Annotated in this window: 15 protein-coding genes and 1 other RNA gene; 6 read left to right on the top strand and 10 right to left on the bottom strand. The window is 64.4% G+C overall.

Annotated elements, in window-relative coordinates; all coding sequences use genetic code 11:
* Positions 1-35: 35 nt before the first annotated feature.
* Genes I2488_RS15515 through I2488_RS15530 form a run of 4 tightly spaced genes read right to left on the bottom strand, consistent with a single transcriptional unit; the run spans position 36 to position 2,728 of the window.
* Positions 36-578 (bottom strand): NUDIX hydrolase, encoded by a 543-nt coding sequence (locus I2488_RS15515; protein WP_196276729.1) that lies wholly within the window; start codon positions 576-578, stop codon positions 36-38.
* Positions 575-1,258, bottom strand: a complete 684-nt coding sequence (locus tag I2488_RS15520) for a TPM domain-containing protein (protein WP_196276730.1) — start codon at positions 1,256-1,258, stop codon at positions 575-577. Before I2488_RS15520 ends, I2488_RS15515 begins: the two co-directional genes overlap by 4 nt.
* Positions 1,258-2,079 (bottom strand): TPM domain-containing protein, encoded by an 822-nt coding sequence (locus tag I2488_RS15525; RefSeq protein WP_196276731.1) that lies wholly within the window; start codon positions 2,077-2,079, stop codon positions 1,258-1,260. Before I2488_RS15525 ends, I2488_RS15520 begins: the two co-directional genes overlap by 1 nt.
* A gap of 22 nt (positions 2,080-2,101) precedes the next feature.
* Positions 2,102-2,728, bottom strand: coding sequence for a LemA family protein (locus I2488_RS15530; protein WP_196276732.1), 627 nt, complete (start codon positions 2,726-2,728; stop codon positions 2,102-2,104).
* Positions 2,729-2,859: 131 nt separating this feature from the next.
* On the opposite strand from I2488_RS15530, the gene mscL reads away from it, so the two are divergent.
* On the top strand, positions 2,860-3,333 hold the full coding sequence (mscL, locus tag I2488_RS15535) for a large conductance mechanosensitive channel protein MscL (RefSeq protein ID WP_281390095.1): 474 nt from the start codon (positions 2,860-2,862) through the stop codon (positions 3,331-3,333).
* Positions 3,334-3,388: 55 nt separating this feature from the next.
* Positions 3,389-3,757: a transfer-messenger RNA gene (ssrA, locus tag I2488_RS15540) on the top strand.
* A 48-nt stretch (positions 3,758-3,805) separates the two neighbouring features.
* Here ssrA and I2488_RS15545 read toward each other — a convergent pair.
* The 5 genes from I2488_RS15545 to I2488_RS15565 all read right to left on the bottom strand — a co-directional run bounded on the left by I2488_RS15545 (position 3,806) and on the right by I2488_RS15565 (position 8,358).
* Positions 3,806-4,051 carry a hypothetical protein gene (locus I2488_RS15545; protein WP_196276733.1) on the bottom strand — a complete coding sequence of 82 codons (246 nt, stop codon included), beginning with the start codon at positions 4,049-4,051 and terminating at the stop codon, positions 3,806-3,808.
* A gap of 147 nt (positions 4,052-4,198) precedes the next feature.
* The gene (locus tag I2488_RS15550) at positions 4,199-5,464 is read right to left on the bottom strand and encodes an N-succinylarginine dihydrolase (RefSeq protein ID WP_196276734.1); all 1,266 of its coding nucleotides are present in this window, start codon (positions 5,462-5,464) and stop codon (positions 4,199-4,201) included.
* Between the two features lie 9 nt (positions 5,465-5,473).
* Positions 5,474-6,511: an arginine N-succinyltransferase gene (locus I2488_RS15555; RefSeq protein WP_196276735.1), complete on the bottom strand. Its 1,038-nt coding sequence runs from the start codon at positions 6,509-6,511 to the stop codon at positions 5,474-5,476.
* Entirely contained in the window at positions 6,508-7,716 is a 1,209-nt protein-coding gene (locus tag I2488_RS15560; RefSeq protein ID WP_196276736.1) for a hydrolase, read from the bottom strand. The genes I2488_RS15555 and I2488_RS15560 overlap by 4 nt, the downstream gene beginning before the upstream one ends.
* A 114-nt stretch (positions 7,717-7,830) precedes the next feature.
* Entirely contained in the window at positions 7,831-8,358 is a 528-nt protein-coding gene (locus I2488_RS15565) for a type 1 glutamine amidotransferase domain-containing protein (RefSeq protein WP_196276737.1), read from the bottom strand.
* 105 nt (positions 8,359-8,463) lie between these two features.
* Between I2488_RS15565 and parC the strand changes: the two genes are divergently transcribed.
* On the top strand, positions 8,464-10,749 hold the full coding sequence (gene parC / locus I2488_RS15570; protein WP_196276738.1) for a DNA topoisomerase IV subunit A: 2,286 nt from the start codon (positions 8,464-8,466) through the stop codon (positions 10,747-10,749).
* Between the two features lie 19 nt (positions 10,750-10,768).
* Here parC and I2488_RS15575 read toward each other — a convergent pair whose 3' ends face one another.
* Entirely contained in the window at positions 10,769-11,677 is a 909-nt protein-coding gene (locus I2488_RS15575) for a LysR family transcriptional regulator (protein ID WP_196276739.1), read from the bottom strand.
* Positions 11,678-11,838: 161 nt separating this feature from the next.
* Here I2488_RS15575 and I2488_RS15580 point away from each other — a divergent pair, with 161 nt between their 5' ends.
* The 3 genes from I2488_RS15580 to I2488_RS15590 all read left to right on the top strand — a co-directional run bounded on the left by I2488_RS15580 (position 11,839) and on the right by I2488_RS15590 (position 15,245).
* Complete coding sequence (locus I2488_RS15580; RefSeq protein WP_196276740.1) at positions 11,839-12,756, top strand: SDR family NAD(P)-dependent oxidoreductase; 918 nt, start codon at positions 11,839-11,841, stop codon at positions 12,754-12,756.
* 11 nt (positions 12,757-12,767) lie between these two features.
* Positions 12,768-13,946, top strand: a complete 1,179-nt coding sequence (locus tag I2488_RS15585) for an acyl-CoA dehydrogenase family protein (RefSeq protein ID WP_196276741.1) — start codon at positions 12,768-12,770, stop codon at positions 13,944-13,946.
* 66 nt (positions 13,947-14,012) lie between these two features.
* Positions 14,013-15,245 (top strand): CoA transferase, encoded by a 1,233-nt coding sequence (locus tag I2488_RS15590; protein ID WP_196276742.1) that lies wholly within the window; start codon positions 14,013-14,015, stop codon positions 15,243-15,245.
* Positions 15,246-15,323 lie beyond the last annotated feature (78 nt).

Consider the following 15,323-nt stretch of genomic DNA (forward strand, 5'->3'; position numbering starts at 1 on the left):
GCAAGTTGAATGCAATCGCGCAAGTCTCGGAAATGTCAGCCCATGATCCCGGGCGCGAGCAGCAGCAGCATCCGCACGTCGATGGCATAGCCCTCGGCGCGCTTCGCGGCGAGGAAGCTCTCGATTTCCGTAAGGGCAACCCGGTGCACGGTGATGCCTTCGCCTTCCACGCCGCCGCCTTCGGAAACTTTTTCCAGATCGCGTGCACGGAACAGCGTGAAGGCCTCTGTCACCATCCCCGGCGAGGAATGGAACTCACCGAGCGATTCGATCTTGCCGGGGCGGTAGCCGGTCTCTTCCTCCAACTCGCGCGCGGCGGCCTCTGCGGCATCCTCGTTCTCCGCCCCGGCCTCGTCCCCGATCAGCCCGGCGGGCAGTTCGATGCACGGACGGCCCAGCGGCACGCGGAACTGTTCGACCAGCAGCACGTGTCCGTCCTCGATGGCCAGGATCACCGCCGCCTTGATGTTGCGATTGCGCGAGACGTATTCCCATCGCCCGCGCGTCTTTGTGACGATGAAGCGGCCCTGCCAGTGGATCTGCTCGGCGTGGTCGCGATACTCTTCTTCAAGACTCATACTTCGATCAACCTGTCCGGCAATTCGTTCACATCATTGGCATCGCGGGGGAAGTGCTCCGACAGGACCTTGCCCACCTCAGCCACCGCTGCCGCCATGCCTTCGGCCATGCGCCCCTGCCGCAGCGGATCGAGCATGGCCTTCATCGCGTGCCCCCAGGTCTCGGGCGAGACTTTCGAGGCAATCGCGGCATCGGCAATGATCTCGGCGCGATGCTCGGCAAGGCTGAGGTAGATCAGCACGCCAGTCCGCCCCGAGGTGCGGCTCTCGGCACCGACACGGAAGCACGTCAGCGCCCGCTCGCGCACCCGGGCATTGCGCACCTGGCGCGGCGTCAGCCACAGGCCGAGCGGGGTGAACCGCATCAGCAGGTAAGTCCCGCCGAACTTCAGCGTCGCCACCGTCAGCGCAAGGCCAAGCACCGCGCGCGGGCTCCATTCGAACGCCCACAGGCCCAGCAAGTGCTCGACCAGCGAAAGGTAGAAGCCCGGCATGATCTCCAGCGCACAGAGCGCCAGGAATGCCACGAAAGCGCTCCACGCCAGCGCCACGTCGCGATAGGTGTCAGAACGAGGCGTCACGATCGTGACGATCTCGCCCGCGCTTTGCGCCTCGGCTGCGGCCACGGCGTCGGACACGATCTTGTGATCCGCCTCGGTCATCTGCACGAGCCTGCTCATCACCAGTCCCCCGAAGCGCCGCCGCCGCCGAAGTCGCCTCCGCCGAAACCTCCAAAGCCACCACCGCCGCCCCAGTCGGAACCGCCACCACTGCCCCAACCGCCGGAACTGCGGTTGCTGTGCGAAGCGCCGCGCGCGATCTCGCTCAGGCCCCACAGCACGATGCCCGGATCGATCCCGCTGCGGCGCTGGGCAAACCCGCGCTTGCGCCGCCCGAAGATCGAGATCATCACCACGATCAACACGACCCAGAAGATCGCGCTGCCGATGGTGGATCCGCCGGAACCTTCCTCGCGCGCTCCCGCTTTCGCCGCTTCGGCAATCGCCTTGGCATCCGCAGGATCGCGATTGAGTTGCGCAAGGATCTGGTCGACGCCCGCGCTGATGCCCCCGGCATAGTCGCCGGCCTTGAACCGAGGCGTGATCACGCCTGTGATGATGCGCCCGGCGAGCACGTCGGGCATGTACTCCTCGAGGCCGTAGCCAACCTCGATCCGCACCTTGCGCTCGTTGGGCGCGACCAGCAGGATCAAACCCTGATCGGTGGACTTGCCGCCCACACCCCATTCATGGCCAAGCGCAGCGCCGTAACTCTCGATGTCCTGCCCATCGAGCGAATTGATTGTCGCCACGATCACCGCCCGCCCAGTCTGCGCGTTGTAGGCAGACAGCTTCTGCGCCAGCGCCGCCTCGTCGGCGTCGGGAATGATCGCGGCCTGATCCAGCACGGGGCCCGCAGGCCGTGCAGGCATGGCCGCGTGCGCCGCTCCCGCAACCAGCAGGAGCAGCACCGCGACAGCCTGCCAGAAAGCCCGCGCCATGGCCCCTTGGGGGCGCGTCACCTTACTTGCCCGAAGCTGCCGGAGCCGGAGCGTTCATGTCGAAGTTCACCGTCGGCGCCACTTCCGATCCTGCAGTCGCCTTGAAAGGCACCATCGGCTTGGCGCCATGGATGAGCTTTGCGCCGATCGCATCGGGGAAGGTGCGGATCGTGGTGTTATAGGCCTGCACCGCCTCGTTGTAGCGCGTGCGTGCCACGTTGATGCGGTTCTCCGTGCCTTCGAGCTGCACCATCAGGTCTGCAAAGCGCGCCTGGCTCTGCAGCTGCGGGTAGTTCTCCACCACCGTTCGCAGCTGGCCGAGCGCCTGGGTCAACTGGTTCTGCGCGTTCTGGAATTTTTCGAATTCTTCCGGGTTCGAAAGATCGTCGGTGGTGATATTGATCGAGGTCGCCCGCGCTCGCGCATCGGTCACGTTGGTCAGGATCTGCGTTTCCGAAGCCGCCGCGCCCTTGGCCGTGGCCACGAGGTTGGGGATCAGGTCGGCACGACGCTGGTAGGAGCTTTCGACATCGGCCCAGCGCGCCTTGGCCTCTTCCTCGGCCGCGGGGACGGAGTTGATTCCGCAGGCCGAAAGGCTGGCGGCGGCAACGGTGGCGAATGCAATCTGCGTGAAGCGGGTAGCGGCCATCGACGTAAGTTCCCCTTGGAGTTGTGCAACAGAGATAGCGGGCCACCGTCGCGGTTCAAGATGCGCCCGCTTTGCAACCGATTGGCACTTGTGACGTTCCGCGCTGAGTGGCAACCAACGGAAAAGGGATCATGGTAAACACGGACGTTAAGGGGGAAGTGGTCGGCATGTTCGGAGAGTTCAAGAAATTCATCGCGCGCGGCAACGTGCTCGATCTCGCAGTCGGCGTGATCATCGGCGGCGCTTTCGGCAAGATTGTCACCTCGCTTACCGAAAGCGTGATCATGCCTGTCGTCGGCTTCATCACTGGCGGTGTCGATTTCACGCGCTATTTCGTCCGCTTGGGGCCAGTCCCTGCTGACTACAAGGGCGATCCTTCAAGCTATGCCGAACTGAAGGCGGCCGGCGTGCCGATGATCGGCTATGGCGATTTCATCACCCAGGCGGTTAACTTCGTCATCGTCGCTTTCATCATCTTCCTGCTGGTGAAGGCGATCAACAAGGCCTTCGAAAAGCCGGCCGAGGAAGCGCCCGCTGCACCAGCCGGGCCGACCGAGGTCGAGCTCCTCGCCGAAATCCGCGATGCACTGAAGGGCAAGGGTTGAAGGCCAGGGGCTGAACCAGCAGATCGGGACAATTCAGGGGGCGGGCGCGATCCCGCCCCTTTTCATTTGCGCGCGCATCCCTATATGGGACCCTGCCGGTTTCGGCCGGCTATGGTGATAAACTGCGGCGTGCAATAGGCACAGCGGACCCGGGGGCGGTACCCGGCGGCTCCACCATCACTACAGGGTCTTCGCGGACCTTGGCCTTGTTGTCGCAAGGGTGTTGCTGGGGCCGAACTAGGATCGACGTGTGTTGAAAAGCGCTGTTTTTGCCCGGGCTGAGTAACCCGTTCAAGGCTCAAAACTCACAAGTGCCAACGACAACGAAGCACTTGCTCTCGCTGCATAATTCTAGGGGCTAACGCCCTGAAGTTATAAGGTTAGAGCACGGTTCGGACCGAACCGGGTAACAGAATCGGAAACCGGGGGCTGGGGGCGAGCCTAGCAACAGAATCGCCCTACTTGCTTCCCCTTACTTGTCGGTCTGGCCCTCAAGCTCCTGCAGCCGCTTTTCCATGCGCAGCGAGTCAAGAATCTTCGCCCCGGCGATGAACACCGCGCCGGTTGCCGCTGCGAACAGCATCTTGCCGGGGAAACCGGGATATTGCCCGAGATAGGCATGACCGCGCTCGACCGCGCCCAGCGCCAGCGCATAGATCACCGCAAACGCCTCGAAGCGGGTCTTGATCACGAACAGTCGACCGATCTTGCGAAGCATCCGAAACGTTATCCTCTTCTGAAGAGTCTCTCCGCAAGCATCGTGCCAGATCATGAAACGCTGGCAATAGTCTGGTTAATGCAATCTTCACTGTAAAGCGAAGCGACAACCTGCGGAGCGACCCTTTGCAGGGATACGCGGAAAGCCTCAGGCGAGTTCCGGGAGCCCTAGCGCTTCGAGCAAGGCTGCTCTTGCACCTATGACAGAACGCGCCAAGGATTCTCCGCCCAAATCAGCAGGATCGATCTGTTCCGGCCAGTGCATCGCCACCACATTTTCAAGCCGCGCGATCTTCGCCTCGTCCAGCAGGAAGCGCGGATCGACGGTGGCAGGATCGGCGACAACCCGCAGGCGCAGGCATGCAGGCCCGCCGCCATTGGCCATCGACTGGCGCACATCCACCGGCAGAACTTTGCGGATCGGGCCGTTCGAGGCGACGTGACCGTCCAGCCAACTGCGCACAGATGGCGTCTCCCAAGCCTCCAGCGGGATCACCAGACCCATTTCACCGGTTGGCAGCGTCAGCAACTGCGCATTGAACAGGTAACTGCGGATCGCATCGCCAAGGCTGACGACGCTCGCTGGAACCACCACGATCTCGGCCTCGGGCAGCTTCTCGCGTATCGCGGCGTAAGTGCCCTCCGGATCGGCAAAGGCCTGCTCGTGCGTGAACAGCACGCGTTCGTTGGCCACGGCCACCACATCGTTATGGAACGCCCCTGCCGCGATGGCATCGGGGGATTGCTCCACGAACAGGCAGCGTTCAGGATTCAGCCCGTGCAACCGCGCCACCGCCCGGCTCGCCTGCTCGTGCTGGCGTGCAGGGAAGGCTCCGCCCGTCGTCCCGTAAACGAAGATCTCAAGACCCGGCGCGTCGTGGCTGGCGCACATGCGCATGTGGTTGGCCGCGCCCTCATCGCCAAAGCAGGGTGGCACCGCGTCGTGCACAGCAAAGGCCGAAGAGTTGCTGAAGGCTAGTCGCAACTGGCGCACGGTATCGGGCCATTCCTGCGAGCGGTGCGGCATCGTCACGAGGTTCGCCGCAGTCATGTGGCACCGCCCGTCTGCCGTATCGGGCGCGGGGCTGACGGTTGCTGCGTTTGCCGTCCACATCGACGAGGCCGACCATGCCGCCGCCCGCAAGCGTCGCTGCGCTGCGTCGCTTTCGTCAATGCTTTCAAGGCCAAGCGCGCGCAGCAGCACCGGGTTGGGACGGGGCAGGGGCGCAAACAGGCCCTGCGTCAGCCCAAGGCCGATGTTGTGCTGCATCTTGCCCAACCCCTGGAGCGCCGCGGCGCGCGGGTAGGACACTTCGCCCGCGTTGCTGGCCGAAGCGAGGTTGCCCAGGCTCAGGCCGGCGTAGTTGTGGCTGGGGCCGACGAGGCCATCGAAGTTGATTTCAACGAGTGCCATGTCTTTCCCTCAGCGGCCCACGAACCAGACCTTGTCGCCCACGCTGACGCCCAGCGCCGCGGCGGCCACGGGATCGAGTGTAAGGCCCTCATCGGTCTCGGCAATCTCGGCGAAAGTGCAGCGATATTCGGCGAGTTTGCCGGTTGCCACCAGCGCCTTGACCACGCTGCCGCTACCTTCCGGAGCGCGGATGTGGGCGAGGGGCACCTCCTTCGCCTCGCAGATCGAGCGCACGCGGTCGGTCCGCGCGGTCATCGTCGGGCCGCCGTCGAAGATGTCGACATAGCCTTCGTAGGCAAAGCCTTCCTCCTCGAGCATCCGCATTGCGGCGCGGCCTGAGGGATGAGGCAGGCCGATGGCGGAGCGCGCGGTTTCGGGCAGCATGGCGATGTAGACCGGGTGCTTGGGCATCAGGTCGGCGATGAACTGGTTGCCGTTGATCGCGTTGAAATAGTCGGCTTCCTGGAAGCTCATGCCGAAGAAGCGGCCGGCGACTCCGTCCCAGAAGGGCGATCCGCCGCGCTCGTCTATCACGCCGCGAAGTTCAGCCAAGATCTTGTCGCCAAAGCGTTTTCTGTGCATCGCGATGAACAGGTAGCGGCTGCGGGCGAGCAACATGCCAAGGCCACCTGCGCGTTCCGAGGGGTGCAGGAACAACCCGCCGACTTCGCTCGATCCTTCGAGGTCGGTGACGAGGTTGAGCATCTCGGCGCGGAAGGTGCGGCCAAGTTCTTGAGAATGCTGGGTAAGCGTGGCCATCCTGTACGAATAGAAGGGCCACTGATGGCCGACCGAGGTGAAGATCTGCGCTGTGCCGCGCACCTCGCCGGTCGCCGTGTCCTCCAGCACCAGAACGAAAAGTTCGTCCTTCGGATTCTTCGGGTCGCCCTCTTCGGTGTTGGCGTAAGCCTCTGAAGCGCGAGACAATTTCGCCGTCAGCGCCTTGCGATCGGGGGGCAGGTTGGTGAAGCCGCCGCCGGTGAGCTTGGCCATTTCATAGAGCGGTTGGAGATCGTTCGCGCGGGCGGCACGGATGCGGAATGTCATTGATTTCCCCCGGAAAGGCGATGCAGGACGAGCGCGGACAAGGCGGCGCGCTCGGCCAGGGATGGCACGATCAGGAACTCCTGATCGGAATGGATCGCCCCGCCGCGCACGCCCATGGTATCGACCACGGGCACCCCGCAGGCGGCGATATTGTTGCCGTCACAGACCCCGCCCGAGGCCTGCCAACGGATTGATTGACCAAGCAATTCTCCACACTCGCGGACCAGCCCGAACAGTGCCTCGGCCTCCTGCGTGAGCGGTTTCGGAGGGCGCGAAACCCCGCCGTGGAGGTGGATTCCAACCTCGTGCAACTCTTCGAGACTCTGCACCAACTCTCGCAGACTCTCGGTGAACTCTATGGCAACTCTCGGCAGCCGAGGCCTAACATTGAACCGCAGAATGGCATGGTCGGGCACCACGTTGTTCGCACTCCCGCCATCGATCCTCGCCGGGTTGATGGAGAGGCCAGGTCGCTCCAGAGCTTTGAGCCTGAGCGCCATGTCGGCGGCGGCGATGATCGCGTTGCGCCCGTCCTGCGGATTGCGACCGGCGTGGGCAGAGCGGCCCTTGATCACCGCGCTGTAGTTGCCGCTGCCGGGACGCTCCCCTGCGAGCGTGCCATCGGGGAGGGCGGAGGGCTCGTAAGTCAAAGCCGCTGCCTTGCCCTGCGCCAGCGCGGCAATCAGCGGGGCGGAAGATAGGCTGCCTGTTTCCTCATCGGAATTGATCATCACGTCGTAGCCGACCGAGGCCGCTGCGGGGCTTTGCTCGAATGCCTGCAACGCGGCGAGGATCACCGCGATGCCGCCCTTCATGTCGGCAACGCCGGGGCCGTTCAGCGTTTCGGCGTCGAGCCATTGTAGCGATTGAAAGGTGTGGGCAGGCGGGAACACCGTGTCCATGTGTCCGGTAAGCAGGTAGCGGCGTGGCGCATCTGGCCGTACCGACAGCACGAAGTGCGCGCCGTTTGCGGTTTCAACCTCGCGCCCGTCAGCGGCCACTGCCGTTACCGGGGCGGGATCGACCTTGCGGATCTCGCCCGGTAGCGCCGCGAAGGCGTCGGCCAGCAGATCCCATTGTGCGGCAAGCCCGACGAGGTTGCCGGTGCCGGTGTTGAGCAGGCACCACGCCTCAACCTGCGCGAGCATGGCAGCGGCATCGATTCCCCCGACGATGGCTTGTTCTGTAACGCTAAGCTGTTTCATCTGTTACGACCCTAGCGGTTCCCGAGGGCGGGGTGAACCCCCGGGAAACACAATGCTACGGTCCTTGGGCTACGATCTTTGGGCTACGGTCGTTGGGCTACGGTCGCCTTGGTCTCAGTCGTCGGCCAGCATTTCGATCAGCGCCTTGGAGAAGGCCGGGATGTCTTCGGGCTTGCGGCTGGTGATGAGGTTGCCGTCGATGGCGACTTCCTCGTCGACCACGTCTGCGCCTGCGTTACCGAGGTCGGTGTGGATCGAGGGCCAGCCGGTGACCGTGCGACCGTCGACGATATCAGCCTCCACCAGCAGCCAGGGGCCGTGGCAGATCGCGGCGATCGGCTTGTCGAGGTCGTCGAAGTCGTTGACGATATCGACGGCGCGGTCGTCCATGCGCAGGATATCGGGGTTCATCTGGCCGCCGGGCAGCAGGAGGGCATCGTATTCGTTGGCGTCGACCTGATCGAGCGTGATGTTGACGGCGACGGCATCGCCCCAGTTCTTGTCCTTCCAGCCGGTGATAGAGCCGGGCTTCAGGCTGGCGACGACGGTTTCTATCCCGGCGTCTTCCAGCGCCTTCTTCGGGCCTTCGAGTTCGCTCTGTTCGAATCCGTCGGTCGCGACGATCAGCACGCGCTTGCTCATGGGATGCTCCTTGGTGTGGGAAAGGGGTTCCCCCAAGAATAGCCGGGGACTGTGGTTGTTCCGTGACTTTCGCTCTGGCGGACGTGTTGCTAGGACGTTCCAACCATGGCGACAGATACGACCGAGCCCGATCCTTTCGACGCAATTGTCGATGCCCCGTTCGACTCCGCGCTGTCGGAGCGCTACCTCGTCTATGCGCTGAGCACGATCACCGCGCGCTCGCTGCCCGATCTGCGCGACGGATTGAAGCCGGTCCACCGCCGCCTGCTCTGGGCGATGCGGCAACTGAAGCTCAATCCGAACGACGCGTTCAAGAAATCGGCGCGCGTGGTCGGCGACGTGATCGGCAAGTATCACCCGCATGGCGATGCCTCGGTCTACGATGCCATGGTCCGCCTCGCGCAGGACTGGTCGCTGCGCTACCCGCTGGTCGAGGGGCAGGGCAACTTCGGCAATATCGACGGCGATAATGCCGCCGCCTACCGCTATACCGAAGCTCGTCTGACGCGCACGGCGATGCAACTGATGGCGGGGCTCGACGAAGGCACCGTCAACTTCGTGCCGACCTACAACGGCGAGGACGAGGAGCCGGAGATCTTCCCGGGCCTGTTCCCCAACCTGCTGGCCAATGGCTCCAGCGGCATTGCCGTGGGCATGGCGACCAACATTCCCAGTCACAATGTCGCCGAGATCATCGACGCGACGCTGCTGCTGATCGACAACCCCCACGCCGAACATGCCCAGTTGATGGAAGTGTTCCACGGCCCTGACCTGCCCACCGGCGGTGTGATCGTCGATAGCCCCGCCGTCATTTCCCACGCCTACGAGACCGGGCGCGGCGCCATCCGTGTGCGCGGGCGCTTCTCCACGGGCCGTGACGAGGCGGGCAATTGGGAAGAGACCGGGATCGAGAAGCTCGGGGGCGGGCAATGGCAGCTGGTCGTCTCCGAAATCCCCTACATGGTGCAGAAGAGCAAACTGATCGAACAAATCGCGCAGCTCATCGCCGACAAGAAACTGCCGATTCTCGAGGACATCCGCGACGAGTCCGACGAGCAGATCCGCCTCGTGCTGGTGCCCAAGAGCCGCAACGTCGATCCCGAACTGCTCAAGGAATCGCTCTACAAGCTGACCGACCTCGAGAACCGCTTCGGCCTCAACCTAAACGTGCTGGATTCGCGCCGCACGCCGGGGGTTCTCGGGCTCAAGCTGGTGCTGCAGGAATGGGTGATCAGCCAGATCGACATCCTGCTGCGCCGCTCGCAGCACCGGCTGGACAAGATCGCCAGCCGCCTCGAGCTGCTCGAAGGCTACATCATTGCCTACCTCAACCTCGACCGGATCATCGAGATCATCCGCACCGAGGACGAACCCAAGCCGGTGATGATGGCCGAATTCGAACTGACCGACCGCCAGGCCGAAGCCATTCTCAACATGCGCCTGCGCTCCCTGCGCAAGCTTGAGGAAATGGAGCTGCGCAAGGAGCTTGACGAACTGCTGGCCGAACAGGAGGAGCTGCAGAAGCTGCTCGACAGCCCGGCCCGCCAGCGCACGCGGCTGAAGCGTGATCTCAATGCTCTGCGCAAGGACTATGCCGAGGATACGCCGCTCGGCCGCCGCCGCACGACCATTGCCGAAGCCGCGCCGACGCGCGAATTCAGCATGGACGCGATGATCGAGAAGGAGCCGGTGACGGTGATCCTTTCCGCCAAGGGCTGGATCAGGGCGGCCAAGGGGCACGTACCCTTGGATGGCGACTTCAAGTTCAAGGAAGGCGATGGCCCCGCCTTCGCGCTGCACTGCCAGACCACCGACAAGTTGCTCGTGGCGGTGGACAATGGCCGCTTCTACACGCTGGGTGCGGACAAGCTGCCCGGCGCGCGCGGCTTTGGCGAGCCGATCCGGACCATGGTCGACATCGATCCCGATGCGCAGATCATCAGTGTCACGGTCTACAAGCCCAAGGGGCAGTTGCTGCTGGCGGCCAATACCGGGCGTGGCTTTGCGGCCGAGATGGACGAACTGCTGGCCGAGACGCGTAAAGGGCGCGGTGTCGTCTCGACCAAGCCGGGCGTGAAGCTGGCCGTAGTGCGCGAGATTGCGCCTGAGCATGACCATGTCGCGGTGATCGGCGAGAACCGCAAGCTGGTGATCTTCGCGCTGTCGGAAGTGCCGCTGCTGGCCAAGGGGCAGGGCGTGACGCTGCAGCGCTACAAGGACGGCGAAATGGCGGACGTCATCACGCTGAAGCTGGAAGATGGCCTGTCATGGGCCATGGGTGGCGAGAGCGGACGCACGCGGGTGGAGAAGGACCTGCTGCCGTGGAAGGTGGCGCGTGGCGCTGCCGGCAGACTGCCGCCGAACGGGTTCCCGAGGGACAACAAGTTCTGACGGGTGAAGGGCTGCTTCCTCAAGCAGCCTCGGCGGCAACCTCGCGCATCTGCTCGCGCAGCCAGGTGAGGCCTGCGTCGTCGGCGCGGGATTCGTGGAACTGCATCATTTCCTGCATGGTCGGGAATGCGAAGGGCATCGGCGCCCAGGCAAGATTGAAGCGGCGGGCGATCTGGCGGACCAGCCGCTCATGGAGGACGGCGAGGCGGGCGGTGCCTTCGATGAACCACGGCGCCGAGGCGAAGCTTGACACGGTGACCTCGACCAGGCGTTCGCGGCCCATGCGTGACAAGGTAGAATCCGCGAAAGCAGGGGTGCGGTTGGCGCCGAATGCGACGGTGACGTGGCCGGCGGCATAGAAGTCCTCCTCGGTCAGGCCGCGCTGGAACACCGGGTTTTCGGCCCAGCCGACGACGACCTGCTCTTCCCTGAACAGGACTTCGTGCGGGTGCCAGGCGGCCAGGAACGGCTCAGGCGTGACCAGCAGGTCGGCCTTGCCGGATTCCAGTTCTGATACCGCCTGCTCGGTCGGCTGGATGATTTCGATCCGCACCCCGGGTGCAGTGCGGGCGAAGCGCTCGATCAGGGGGACCAGCACGGCGACCATGATGTAGTCCGAGCCGACAATGCGGAAGCGGCGCGTTGACGTCTTGGGATCGAAGGCGGTGGGCGTGGTGATTGCCCGTTCCACACCGCGCAGGGCAAGCTGGATCTGCGGGTGAAGGCCCTCCGCAAAGGGCGTCGGGTGCATGCGCTTGCCCACGGCGACGACGATCTCGTCGTTGAAGTAATCGCGCAGGCGGCGCAGCGCCGCGCTGGTGGCCGGCTGGGTCAGGCCGATGCGCTCAGCGGCGCGGGTGACGCTGCGGGTTTCCATCAGCGCGTCGAACACGACGAGCAGGTTGAGGTCGAGACCCTTGAAGCGCATCCTTGGCTGCCCTCTCATCAATCATGAGGTGATTGGTTTTGCTTCCAAACCACAATTGAAGATGATTGGGAAGCCCGATGGGCCGTGCCTGACGGTTGCGGTTGAAATGGTTTAACCGGTCGCTTAACAAAGGTGTCAACAAGACGCCTTGGGAGATTCGAATGGCCGGCGTGCTGGATGGAAAGGTTGTTGCCGTGACTGGCGCCGGGCGCGGGATCGGGCGCGAGATCGCGCTGCTGTGCGCCCGCGAAGGGGCTGCGGTGGTGGTCAACGATCCGGGTGTGGCGCAAGGCGGCGATGGCGGGGATGCGGGCCCTGCGCAGACCACGGTGAACGATATCGTGGCAGCGGGCGGCAAGGCTTGGGCGAACCTTGCCAGCGTGGCCGATCCGGTAGGCGCGGCGAGCATCGTCGAAGATGCGGTGCAGCGGTTCGGGCGGATCGACGCGGTGGTCAACAATGCCGGCATCCTGCGCGACACGATCTGGCACAAGATGTCCTACGAGGACTGGACCAGCGTGATCGACGTGAACCTGACCGGTGCGTTCAACGTTTCCAAGGCGGCGACGCCCTACTTCCGCGAGCAGTCCTCGGGCAGCTTCATCCACTTCACTTCGACCTCGGGGCTGATCGGCAACATCGGACAGGCCAACTATTCGGCGGCGAAGCTGGGGCTGGTGGCGATGTCGCAGTCGATCGCGCTCGACATGGCGCGCTGGGGTGTGCGCTCGAACTGCATCGCGCCCTTTGCGTGGAGCCGGATGACGGCCTCGATCCCGGCGGAGACCCCTGAGCAGAAGCTGCGGGTGGAGCGGATGCAGACGATGAGCGCGGACAAGATCGCGCCGCTGGTGGCCTATCTCGCTTCCGACCTGTCGCAGGACGTGACCAACCAGATCTTCTCGGTGCGCAAGAACGAGATTCTGCTGTTCGACAAGCCGCGCCCGGTGCGCTCGATGGTCAAGCTGGAGGGTTGGACTCCCGCCGCCATTGCCGAGGAACTTATCCCGGCATTCCGCCCCAGCTTTGCCCGTGCCGACGAGGTTTCGGCGCACGTCTTCCCCTATGATCCGGTTTGAGGAGTTTCGACATGGCTAATCCCGGAATGGACCCGGAAATCTTCGAGCAGTTCCTCGAACAACTGCGCCGCTATGTGCGTGAGCGGTTGATCCCGGCGGAGGAGGAGGTCATCGCCAATGACCGCATTCCGGACGACATCCTCGACGAGATGCGCGAGATGGGCCTGTTCGGCATCACCATTCCCGAGGAGTTCGGCGGGGCGGGCATGAACATCAGCCAATACATCACCACGGTGATGCACATGGCCTATGCCTCGCCCGCGTACCGCTCCACCGTGTCGATCAACATCGGCATGACCGGCAGCGCGATCAAGAACTACGGCACGCCCGAGCAGAAGGCGGAATGGCTGCCGCGCATCGCCAGCGGCGAGATTGCCTGCTTTGGCCTGACCGAGCCAGGTTCGGGATCGGACAGCGCGGCGATGCAGACCACCGCCGTGCGCGACGGCAATGGCTATCGCCTAAACGGCACGAAACGCTACATCACCAACAGCCCCTGGGCGAAGATCGGGCTGATCATGGCGCGCACCTCGAAGGAGGCGCTGCCCAAGAACGCGCACGTCTCGGCCTTCATTGTCGATATGAGCACCCCCGGCATCACCGTGGGCAAGCCCGACAAGAAGATGGGGCAATCGGGCGCGCACATTGCCGACGTCATCATGGAGGACGTGTACGTTCCGGGCTCGGCGCTGGTCGGCGGCGAGGAAGGGCGCGGCTTCCAGATCGCGATGCAGAGCCTTGATAACGGGCGGCTTTCGGTGGCGGGCATGGGCGTCGGCATGGGGCGTCGCGCGCTCGATACCGCGATCCGTTATGCCAACGAGCGCAAGGCCTTTGGCGAGCCGATTGCCAATTTCCAGCTGATCCAGGCGATGCTGGCCGACAGCGAGGCCGAGCTTTACGCCGCCGAATGCATGGTCGCCGATGCCTGCGCCCGCGCCGACCGGGGCGAGAACATCCAGCGCAAGGCGGCAGCCGCCAAGCTGTTCTCGTCCGAGGCCTGCGGGCGGGTGGTCGACCGTTGCGTTCAGGTGTTCGGCGGGGCGGGCTACCTGGCCGAGTATCCGGCCGAGCGCTTCTTCCGCGATGCGCGCATCCTGCGCATCTATGAGGGCACCAGCCAGATCATGCAGTTGCAGATCGCCAAGCACCTGCTGCGCGAGTTCGCCAGCGAAGGGACGGTTTGGTGATAAACCGCGGGTGCCCCTCCACCATCCTGCGGATGGTCCCCCTCCCCGTGCCGGGGAGGAACTGACGTGTACCAGCTGCTCTCCGGGCTATCGATCGTCGAGGTCTCGTCCTTCGTCGCCTCGCCGACGGCGGGGCTGTACTGCGCGCAGATGGGTGCGGAGGTGATCCGCATTGACGACCGGCGCGGGGGGCTGGACTACAAGCGCTACATGATGACGCGCGAGGGGCGCTCGCTTTCGTGGGAGAACCTCAACCGCGCGAAGAAGAGCGTGGCGCTGGATCTGCAGACGCCTGAGGGGCGCGAACTGGCGGTGGAGCTGGCGCGCAAGACCGGGCAGGTGATCACCAATCTGCCGCTCGAAAGCTTCATGGCGCATGAGCGGATCGCGGCAGGGCGGCCCGATCTCGTCTCGGTGCGGATCATGGGGTGGCATGACGGGCGGCAGGCGATGGACTTCACCGTCAATGCCGCGTCGGGCTATCCGTTGATGACCGGGCCGGAGGAGTGGGATGCGGCCAGTGCGCCGCCGGTCAATCAGATCCTGCCGGCATGGGACTTCATCACCGGGGCCTATTGCGCCTTTGCGCTGCTGGCAGGGCTGCGACATCGTGACGCGACCGGCGAGGGCAGCGAGTTGCGGGTGCCGCTGGGCGACGTTGCCATCGGCACGGCATTCAATGCCGGAGCGGCAGCGGAAATGCTCTATCGCGGGGATGATCGCGAGCGCATCGGCAATGCCATCTGGGGTGCGTTCGGGCGCGATTTCCGCAGCGGCGACGGCAAGCGCTTCATGGTGGCGGCGCTCACGCCCAAGCAATGGAAGGCGACGGTCGAGGCCTTCGGGCTGACCGATGATCTGGCCGCGGTTGAAGCGGAGCTGGGCGTGAGCTTTGCAGCGAGCGATCATCACCGCTTCGTGCATCGGCACCGCCTGTTCTCGATGTTCCAGGAGGCGGCGGAGCAGTTCACTTATGCGGACCTTGCGGCGCGGCTGACCAAGGCGGGAGCCACGTTCGAGCGCTATCGCACGATGTACGAGATGGCGCGCGATCCGGATCTGGTGACCAACAATCCGTTGTTCGGGCCATCGCCCGCCAATCCGAGCGGTTTCGAATATCCCGCGCCGCGCAGCTTCGCCAACATTCCGGACCGCGAGGCAGGCGATCCACAGCCTGCGCCATACCTCGGCCAGAACAGCGAGGAAGTCCTCAGTCAGCGGCTGGGGCTGTCCTCGGGCGAGATCGCCGCACTGATCGACCGTGGCGTGGTGGGAACCAGCGACCAGCATTCAACATGATCCATGCCTCAACCCGCTCAGCCTGAGCTTGTCGAAGGCCGCACGCTCGGCCCGCGCCTCCGGGGGCTTCGACAGGCT

It is taken from the genome of Novosphingobium jiangmenense (assembly GCF_015694345.1).
GTDB lineage: Bacteria > Pseudomonadota > Alphaproteobacteria > Sphingomonadales > Sphingomonadaceae > Novosphingobium > Novosphingobium jiangmenense.